The organism is Photobacterium pectinilyticum (assembly GCF_024357955.1).
Lineage (GTDB): Bacteria > Pseudomonadota > Gammaproteobacteria > Enterobacterales > Vibrionaceae > Photobacterium > Photobacterium pectinilyticum.
In genome coordinates, this window is the sequence record NZ_JANEYT010000054.1 from 21,844 (window position 1) to 30,540 (window position 8,697).

6 protein-coding genes are annotated in these 8,697 nt (G+C 41.5%); 1 reads left to right on the top strand and 5 read right to left on the bottom strand.

From position 1 onward, the window contains the following. The first annotated feature begins 41 nt into the window (after nucleotides 1-41). The gene (locus tag NHN17_RS18620) at nucleotides 42-683 is read left to right on the top strand and encodes a DJ-1/PfpI family protein (RefSeq protein ID WP_255044138.1); all 642 of its coding nucleotides are present in this window, start codon (nucleotides 42-44) and stop codon (nucleotides 681-683) included. 593 nt (nucleotides 684-1,276) lie between these two features. Here the strand turns inward: NHN17_RS18620 and NHN17_RS18625 are convergent. The 5 genes from NHN17_RS18625 to NHN17_RS18645 all read right to left on the bottom strand — a co-directional run. Next, complete coding sequence (locus NHN17_RS18625) at nucleotides 1,277-2,767, bottom strand: L-fucose/L-arabinose isomerase family protein (protein WP_255044139.1); 1,491 nt, start codon at nucleotides 2,765-2,767, stop codon at nucleotides 1,277-1,279. 12 nt (nucleotides 2,768-2,779) lie between these two features. Further along, entirely contained in the window at nucleotides 2,780-3,802 is a 1,023-nt protein-coding gene (locus tag NHN17_RS18630; protein ID WP_255044140.1) for an aldose epimerase family protein, read from the bottom strand. A 371-nt stretch (nucleotides 3,803-4,173) separates the two neighbouring features. Continuing rightward, nucleotides 4,174-6,531, bottom strand: a complete 2,358-nt coding sequence (locus NHN17_RS18635; protein WP_255044141.1) for a glycoside hydrolase family 3 N-terminal domain-containing protein — start codon at nucleotides 6,529-6,531, stop codon at nucleotides 4,174-4,176. Between the two features lie 142 nt (nucleotides 6,532-6,673). After that, nucleotides 6,674-8,062 carry a glycoside-pentoside-hexuronide (GPH):cation symporter gene (locus NHN17_RS18640; RefSeq protein ID WP_255044142.1) on the bottom strand — a complete coding sequence of 463 codons (1,389 nt, stop codon included), beginning with the start codon at nucleotides 8,060-8,062 and terminating at the stop codon, nucleotides 6,674-6,676. Between the two features lie 447 nt (nucleotides 8,063-8,509). Beyond that, nucleotides 8,510-8,697: hypothetical protein (locus NHN17_RS18645; RefSeq protein WP_255044143.1), on the bottom strand; the 188-nt coding region annotated here is incomplete at its 5' end.

Here is an 8,697-nt window from a genome sequence, read left to right on the forward strand (position 1 = left end):
AGATAATATCATTAATAAAAACATTATTAGGAGTTAAACTAATGAAAAAAGTTGCCTTGTTACTTTCATCTGGTTTTGAGGAAGGGGAAGCCATTAATGTGATAGATATACTACGCCGCCTAAACATATCTGTGACCGTTCTATCTTGCGATAAAAATTATTATCTCATGTCTTATCATGGTGTTAATTTATATGTCGATGATCTACTTGATAACCAACGAAACTTTAAATTTGATGCAATTGCATTGGTTGGCGGTCCACCAAACACAGATAAGTTAGGTTCAGACAAAACTGTAATTCAATTCATTCAAGAACACATTGACTCCGGAGCATACATAGGCGCACTTTGTTCATCTGGCGCTAAAGTACTAGCTAGAAACTCATTGCTTTCTGAGCACCATTACGTTTGCTGTGGAAATTTACACCGCAATTACGATGATGGTTTATATGTCGATCAACCTGTTGTCATTGATGGTCAATTTGTAACGGGTCAAGACTACGGGGTTACCATCGATTTTGCTTTTGCGCTTGCAAGCGTACTGATTGGTAAGCGCCGAACAAGATCGCCAGAAATGGATGATATTGATTGGGTAGCCAAGCACATAAATTATAATCGTTTCACTAACTACCATATGAATTCGATTACAGATAAGAGTTTAGCTCCTCATGCAAGTTCACTGTAGAGGAAATGGCCAAGACTCTTGCTGTATCGCGTAATGGGCTTTATCGATGCGGAACCAATGCAAAAAACTAGGGGGTGATGAAAGCCCCCTGAGTGGACGACATTTATCTTCTGTTTTTTTATATTCATGAATAATCTGTTCATTTCCGCTTTAAGATATATTTAAGTGCCCTAACATATTGGCTAATAAAGTTGCGTTTTACCTGCAAACAATATCAATAAATTATGAATCTTCCTTCATAAATCCTATTGGGTTTGCAACTCTATTTTTAATTAAATAATAATAAAATTATGCTTCATCAAATCGCCTTCTACAATCTCCACACCTTGTTATTGACACTGTGCCTTCAAAACAATGCCAATATCAAAGCAAAGCATTGATATAACTGAATTATAATGCTCAATTCAGAAAATCCCATGTCATAATAAGAACATTAAACAAGTAAACAGGGTCCGATATTATTAAAGCAGTAGCAATTATCTAAAATTGAGCGAATAGAAAAACCCCATAAGCATTTTTAACTGATCATAAAAAAGGCTTTAAGAAAATTCTTAAAGCCTTTTTATTATCCAATTAATTCTATTGTGTTGGTATTAACCAATAAAAACACTTGGAATTTCATTTGGGTAACGCTCATGCGCAGGTTGATTATAATCAATATCTGACACACCAATAAGGTCTAGCACTTGATACAACGTTTTGCCCACATGACCAAAGGCAATACCAGCATGGTGCGGATAACGTTTTTGAACCAAGACATGGCGGTAAAAGCGCTGCATTTCTGGAATAGCAAATACTGCAATTGAACCAAACGATTGAGGGTCGATATCAAGAATGTCACCTTGCGCTACGTAAGAACGAAGCTTAGTATCCGCCGTCGATTGAAGACGGAACAACGTCACCTCACCTGCTTTAATTTGGCCTTCAAGTGTGCCACGGGTGATGTTTGGCTCTTGATCGGCCTCCAGCAAGCTATGCATGATTTTTTGGAAGCGAATCTGCGAGCTCTTCATACAACTTGGAGCAGTATTACCACAATGGAAGCCCATAAACAGATCTTTTTCTGTGTAGTCACCCATTTGTTCTGCCGCATTCTCAATCATGTCTTTAGGCACGGTATTATTGATGTCCAGCAGCGTTGCAGGATGATTGGTCGCACAGGTGATCATGTACTCAGACAGTGCACCATAAATATCCACTTCACAAGCAACTGGGATGCCACGTTCAGCTAGGCGAGCATTGACATAGCAAGGAACAAAGCCAAAGAACGTTTGAAATGATGGCCAACACTTATTCGCAAAGATACCAAAGTTAGCAGCTCCTAGGTTTTGCTCATGGAACGTTAGCAGTGCTACCTCGTATTGAGCCAGTTTTGGCAGTAGATCTGGGTAAGGGTTGTTGTCACCAAGTTCACGCTCCATATCCGCAATAATACCTGGAATGTCTGGGTGTCCTTCTGCTTGCTGATAGATCTCAAGTAAATCAAGCTCACTGTTTTCCATCACTTCAACGCCAAGATCAAACAACGCTTTAATTGGGGCATTACAAGCGACAAAATCGTGTGGACGAGGGCCAAAGCTAAAGATTTTTAGCCCTTTCAAGCCCAAGATAGTGCGTGCAACTGGTACAAAGTCGCCGATCATAGTTGCTACTTCGTCTGGGGTTCCCACTGGGTACTCAGGTATATGTGGACGAATATTACGAAGACTTGCGCTATACGAGGCATTTAGCATACCGCAATATGCATCACCGCGAGCGTTGTTAAGGCATGAGGTTGATTCTTCTGCAGCCGATACAAACATAACAGGGCCATCAAAACGCTGTGCCATTTGAGTCAGTGGACCTTCAGGTCCAAAGTTACCCAAATAAATCACTAGAGAATTAATAGATTTGTCCTTCGCTTCTTGAAGAGCTTTAACCATATCATTTTCATTTTCGATAATCGTTTCTAACTCAATAATGCGAATATCTTTCTTTTGACATTGTTCTACAACACTGTTTCGCCGTTGCTCTGAAAGTGAAAGAGGAAAGCAGTCACGGCTTACGGCAACAATGCCCATATTTACTTGAGGAATGTTAATCATAATAATCTCTATCTATTTTCCAATCGTTTGTACTTGATATACAACATTGTGACGGTATGGCTTATTTGGCCCGTAAATACAATCTTGCTTGTTATCCATATTAATTTGATTTGGATAGCATTGTGTTTCCAAGCATAATCCAGCATGTTTTTTATAAACTTGAGAGTTTCGACCAAGCTCATGATTCAAGAAATTACCGGTATAGAACTGCATACCTACTTGGTCACTGGCTACATGCAGCTTTAATCCAGTTGTCTCTTCATAAACAACGGCATTGGGTTGTAATTCTGTGGCGTCAAAGCACCAACAATGGTCAAAACCACCAGCCGCTTGTAATTGCTCATTCGCTTGAATCATCCCCTCTTTGATCTTCACTGGTTGACGAAGATCAAAAGGTGTATTTGCTACTGGCGCTTCAAACAATGGGATTGCACAACTATCAACGCATAAGTAACGGTCAGAGTGAATCTGTACACTGTGATTTAACACATCTTCACTTTCACTGAGGTTGAAATAAGTATGTTGTGTCATGTTTATTGGTGTTAAACCATGTGGCATCGCTTCATAACAAATACACAACTCACTTTGCTCAGTAAGATGATAGGTAACAACAAAATCAATAGTATGAGGATAACCCGCTTCACCTGCATTCACGGTGGTCGTAAGCTTTAATGTCATGTCATCAACACGAGTGACATCCCAGCGTTTTTCACCAAGGTTAGCAGAAGCACCGTGCAAGTGATTTGTGCCTTCATTTAATTCTAAAGCGTAATCAACATCATCAATTGAAAAACGGCCATTCGCAATACGGTTCGCCCAAGGACCAACGATACACCCGAGGTAGCACCGACCTTTAAGGTACTCGCTCGGTGCTTCATAACCTAAGACAATATTCCTCGTTTGACCGCTTTTATCTTGTGCATAAAAATTGACAATCAAACCTCCAAGATCAGAAATATCGACCTGTGTACCTCGCTGGTTAGTTAATGAGAATAATTGGTATTCCCCCCAGCTCATCACATTTAAATTTGCCATAATAGATTCATCCGAAGCATTTCAATAATTAAATTTTGCGACTTATGGAAATATTTTTCTATTATGTTTTTTAAATATTGAATGTATAAAATAAGTTATTGTGAGCAAAGGCAAATATCGATAAGTCCTTATCAGACATAATCCTTGAAGTAAAATATCAGACCCTATCCACATGATAAATAAGCGCAGAGTCTTACTTGTAATGACAAAGACAACGGCTGTCCTGTCATTACAAACAGCAGGTTTATGCTTTATTTAATTGCCCTATTTTAAACGTAACAATAAAAAACCCGAGCACGGAAAGTAACTCGGGAATAGTATTTATGCGGGTTAATTGAACTTAATGATTTAGATCAATTCATCTATCATGATTAATCTATAGAGACTTCACACACCATTTTCCACTCTCTTGGCAACACCTTCTTACCCGGTTTCACTTTGATAGTGTGACGAGACTCAACCTCTTGAGAAGAACGAGCGAGCATCAAGTCAAATTCACCCCCTTCAACAACACGTTGATGAGATGAATCAGTAAAGCTCAACATATCAATTGGCAACGAAAAGGTGACGGTTTTCGTCTCACCCGCTTCTAAGTGTACCTTTTTAAAGCCTTTAAGCTCTTTAACAGGACGTACAACAGAGCACACTTTATCACGTGCGTACAACTGAACAATTTCAGCACCTGAACGATCACCGGTATTGGTGATGTCCACAGAGAGCGTCACTGACTCATCAAAGTCATAATCTACTTTTACAAGTGTTGTATTACTATAATCGAAGTTTGTGTAGCTCAGACCAAAGCCAAAGTTAAATCGAGAACCGAAGTGGAACGCTATCGGCGTCCCCGCGCTCTTCAACTTATGGTTGTAGAAATACGGCACTGCGCCCACATTCTTCGGAATTGAAATCGTCAATTTACCGCTAGGATTCGTCACACCAGTTAGTACATCAGCAATGGCATCTGCACCACATTGACCCGGGGCCCATCCGTACACAATAGCAGCCGCTTCATCTTCTGCACGTCCTAAGCAGTATGGACGACCGCCAGTCACTAGAACCACAACCGGTTTACCGCTATCTAACGCGGCATCGAGCAACTGCTGTTGTACACCCGGTAAGTTCAAAGAATCCGCATCTGAGCCTTCACCAATAGTACCGGTTTGGAATAGTCCCGCTAGATCACCCACACAAACGACAGCCACGTCAGCATCACTGATAATAGAAACTGCAGATTCAATATTCGATGTATCCATGCTCACTGGTGATGTCGTATTCTGTGCGACTGCCATGTCTACATCACCAGGGAATACCGGCGCACCACCATGACGTTCAGTTAATATATCGCAGCCTTTTTTGTAACCGATGAGCGTCACACGATCTTCTAATGCTTCTTTGATCGATTTTGCAACACGCTCTGACGCATCGCTGCCACTCAAGATAAGATGTACAGGAAAACTGTAACCACCAAGCAGTGCCAATGGATCATCAGCCGTAGCACCGAGTAATGCAACTTTGCTGTTTTGCGCCAGCGGTAGCTGGCCGTCGTTTTTCAGCAATACAATCGATTCGCTTGCCGCTTGATATGCCAACTCTTCGCTCAATTCATTATGTAACGAATCTGTTGGAACCGGCGTGTATGGTTTTTCAAACAAACCAAGATCAAACTTCACAGACAAGATTCGAGATACAATTTCATCGATCTTCTCTTGCGTAATAAGGCCTTGATCTACAGCTTGACTTATGTAAGTCGTGCACGCATCGTCCGGCAGTTCAACATCCAGCCCCGCATTGAATGCTTGTGCTGCTGCATCTACACGGTCTGTTGCCGTTGCGTGATGCTCGCTAAGAAGTTCAACGCCGCCATAGTCAGCCACAATAAGACCATCGAAGCCCCACTGATTACGCAAAACTTCCGTCATTAGGTAAGATGAACTATGGCACGGCTCACCATCAATATCATGGTAAGCAGGCATCACAGAACCTGCATTACCGAGCTTAACTGCCATTTCAAATGGTAATAAAAAGGTATCATTCAGCTCTTTAAAACCTAGATTGACCGGAGCGTGGTTTCTCGCACCTTCACTTGCCGAGTGGCCGACGTAATGTTTAAGCGTCGCAATCAAATCGCGATCCTTACCTTGCAAGCCTTTCACATAGCTGGTCGCCATCATTCCGACTAAGTACGGGTCTTCCGCCAATGTTTCTTCCGTTCGCCCCCAGCGAACATCACGCGATACATCCAGTACTGGCGCTAGCCCTTGTTTTGCCCCGACTGTCCGAGCTTGGCGACCAATATCTTCAGCCACTTTCTCGATCAGCTCTGGGTTCCAAGTGTGACCGTAGTTCAGAGAAGAAGGATAAAGCGTCGCACCTTGTGCCATTAAACCGACTAAGCATTCTTCGTGAGAAATTGCAGGAATGCCTAAGCGTGTCTCTTCAATTAAATATTTTTGAAGCTCATTAAGTGCTTTAACTCCTTTCTCAGCACCGACAGTATGTGTACCTAGTGGACGTGTAATTTGACCAAGGCCATGCTTCAATTTTTCTTGTACCGTGCGAGATGCGCTGTTACTCGACATTTCTAACTCACGCTCTTGGTGGTCACCGCTCTCATCCAAGATCAACCATTGTGCACCCAACTGAGCCACTTTTTCTTCTAAAGTCATTTGGGAAAGCAGATCTTTCACACGTTCAGTTGTGGTGTAATTAGCGTCTTTATAGATACACATAATCAAATTCCTAATTTTGGAAATTTAAAATAATTTCTGTCTTCTAAGCAACAATGCTGTGTTGCATACATGAAAAATGTTTAGTTAGCCCCACTTGCTCGAGGCTAATCAATTCTGTTCAGGAGTAAAAGCAGTCAGGGGGTTAACTCAGCTGGGCATTATGAACCGTTTTGTTTTCTTTAGTGAGTTGCTTGGCATCAAGCTCTAACAATGCCTTAATTTGAATAAGCTTCTGCTTATCAAGCTTATAGAACATCATGAAGATAGCTAACGAAGCAAACATCACACCGGGAACAACGGTATAAAGTAGGTTAATCGCCTTGATCGCCTCTGTCGGTTGTACTTCAGCACCGCCAACGTAACCTGACCAGGCCAGAATCCAGCCTACGGCTGCACCACCTAGCGCGATACCTAACTTAATAGCAAATAAATTGGTAGAAAACACCATGCCACCTAGTGAACGGTTGCTTCGTGTTTTCTCATAATCCACGACATCTGACATCATGCTCCAAAGGATTGGTGTTGTCGCGTTTTGAACCACCCCTAAAACCATGGCGATAACAAAGATCAGCACAACATTTGACGGTTCAACCATATACATCAACATGGAAACAAAACCAGAAACCACAATTAGCGCGCGGTAAACCATAGGTTTGTCATATTTACCAAACACCGGAGAAGAAAGCGTCGCACCTACAATCGCGGCAATCATGGTGGCAATCATGAACATTGTGGCAAGCTCTGGTCGCTCCATTACTGTATTAACGTAGTACATGGTGGTTGCGCCTTTTAGCACCACACCAGTCAACAGAATAATATTTACGATGAACAGTACCCGCCATTGATGATTAGCCGCAAGTAACTTGAGATCCGCCCATACAGACTGCTTCTCTTCGATATCAGGAACATGACGCTCTTTAGTATTGGCAAAGCTGACAAAGAATAGAGCAATCGCGATTAAACCCATTACAGCCATGGCACCAAGGTAACCTTTTTGAAGATCACCACGACCAATTAAATCAACCAATGGCAAAGCAACTGTCGCGACCACTAAACCACCTGTGGTGCTCAATGCAAAGCGGTAAGACTGTAAAGATGTTCTCTCGACTGAGTCATTGGACAAGGCATTTGCCATCGCGCAATACGGCACGTTAATTGCTGTATACATTAGCGTAAGGAAAATATATGACGCATAGGCGTATACTATTTTGCCCGTTTCACCAAAGTCAGGCGTGTAGAAAGCTAACATACATGCCCCACCAAATGGTATTGCCATCCATAATAAGTACGGGCGGTAACGGCCATGTTTTGATTGGGTTCGGTCGACAATCGACCCCATTAAAGGATCGGTTACTGCATCAATCACTCGAACTAGAAGAAACATTGTGCCCATATGAGCAGGCGATAGCCCGTATACGTCAGTATAAAAGAAAGCAAGGAATAGCATCACTGTTTGCCAAACAAAGTTACAGCCAGTGTCCCCTAAACCATAAGCGACTTTCTCTCTTACGGTCAATTTAATCGATGTCATTGTTATTCTCCGGGTACAATATTATTTACCTTTATTTTTAACTTTTAATTTGAACTATTCAATTTACCCAAAATCGCAATTAATTTACGTTATTTTGCTTGTGTGATCCGAGTCAACCTTTCTAATTAAAACCCAATTAAAACACTTTAAAATCAACACCTTAAAAACTTACAACTCTATTCTATCATTAATAATAAAACTTGTGCACCACAACACCATTATTAAATTTATTAAATTTAAAAACGAAAATAACAATTGATGAATGAATGAAAAAACAAACCATCAAATCACGAAGATTAACAAATAAAAAACAACAACCAAACGGAACAACCACAACAAGTAAGAGCTTAAATAAAGTTAAATAAAAAGCGCCCAAAACCATTAACACCCTTCTTTCCATCACTATGATGTAAACAGGATGATTTTTGATCAAAGTTGAAAGATCGCCTACGTTTTGCTGCTTGTTACTGGCATAACTTTTTCTGGCGTATTCAGGTGTGTTTGGTGCAGGAGATTTTGACCGTCCATAGCTGAAAAATGGCGCGATGTGATATAAGAGGTCGCGGTAGGAATGGCAGTTACCTGCCACCCCCCGCGCAGATCCGGACGTGCGCTACTAACGCATCCGGCTCCTA

Coding starts and splice junctions, on each gene's coding strand:
- NHN17_RS18625 (WP_255044139.1), bottom strand. CDS start 2,767: ATGATTAACATTCCTCAAGTAAATATGGGCATTGTTGCCGTAAGCCGT.
- NHN17_RS18640 (WP_255044142.1), bottom strand. CDS start 8,062: ATGACATCGATTAAATTGACCGTAAGAGAGAAAGTCGCTTATGGTTTA.
- NHN17_RS18630 (WP_255044140.1), bottom strand. CDS start 3,802: ATGGCAAATTTAAATGTGATGAGCTGGGGGGAATACCAATTATTCTCA.
- NHN17_RS18620 (WP_255044138.1), top strand. CDS start 42: ATGAAAAAAGTTGCCTTGTTACTTTCATCTGGTTTTGAGGAAGGGGAA.
- NHN17_RS18635 (WP_255044141.1), bottom strand. CDS start 6,531: ATGTGTATCTATAAAGACGCTAATTACACCACAACTGAACGTGTGAAA.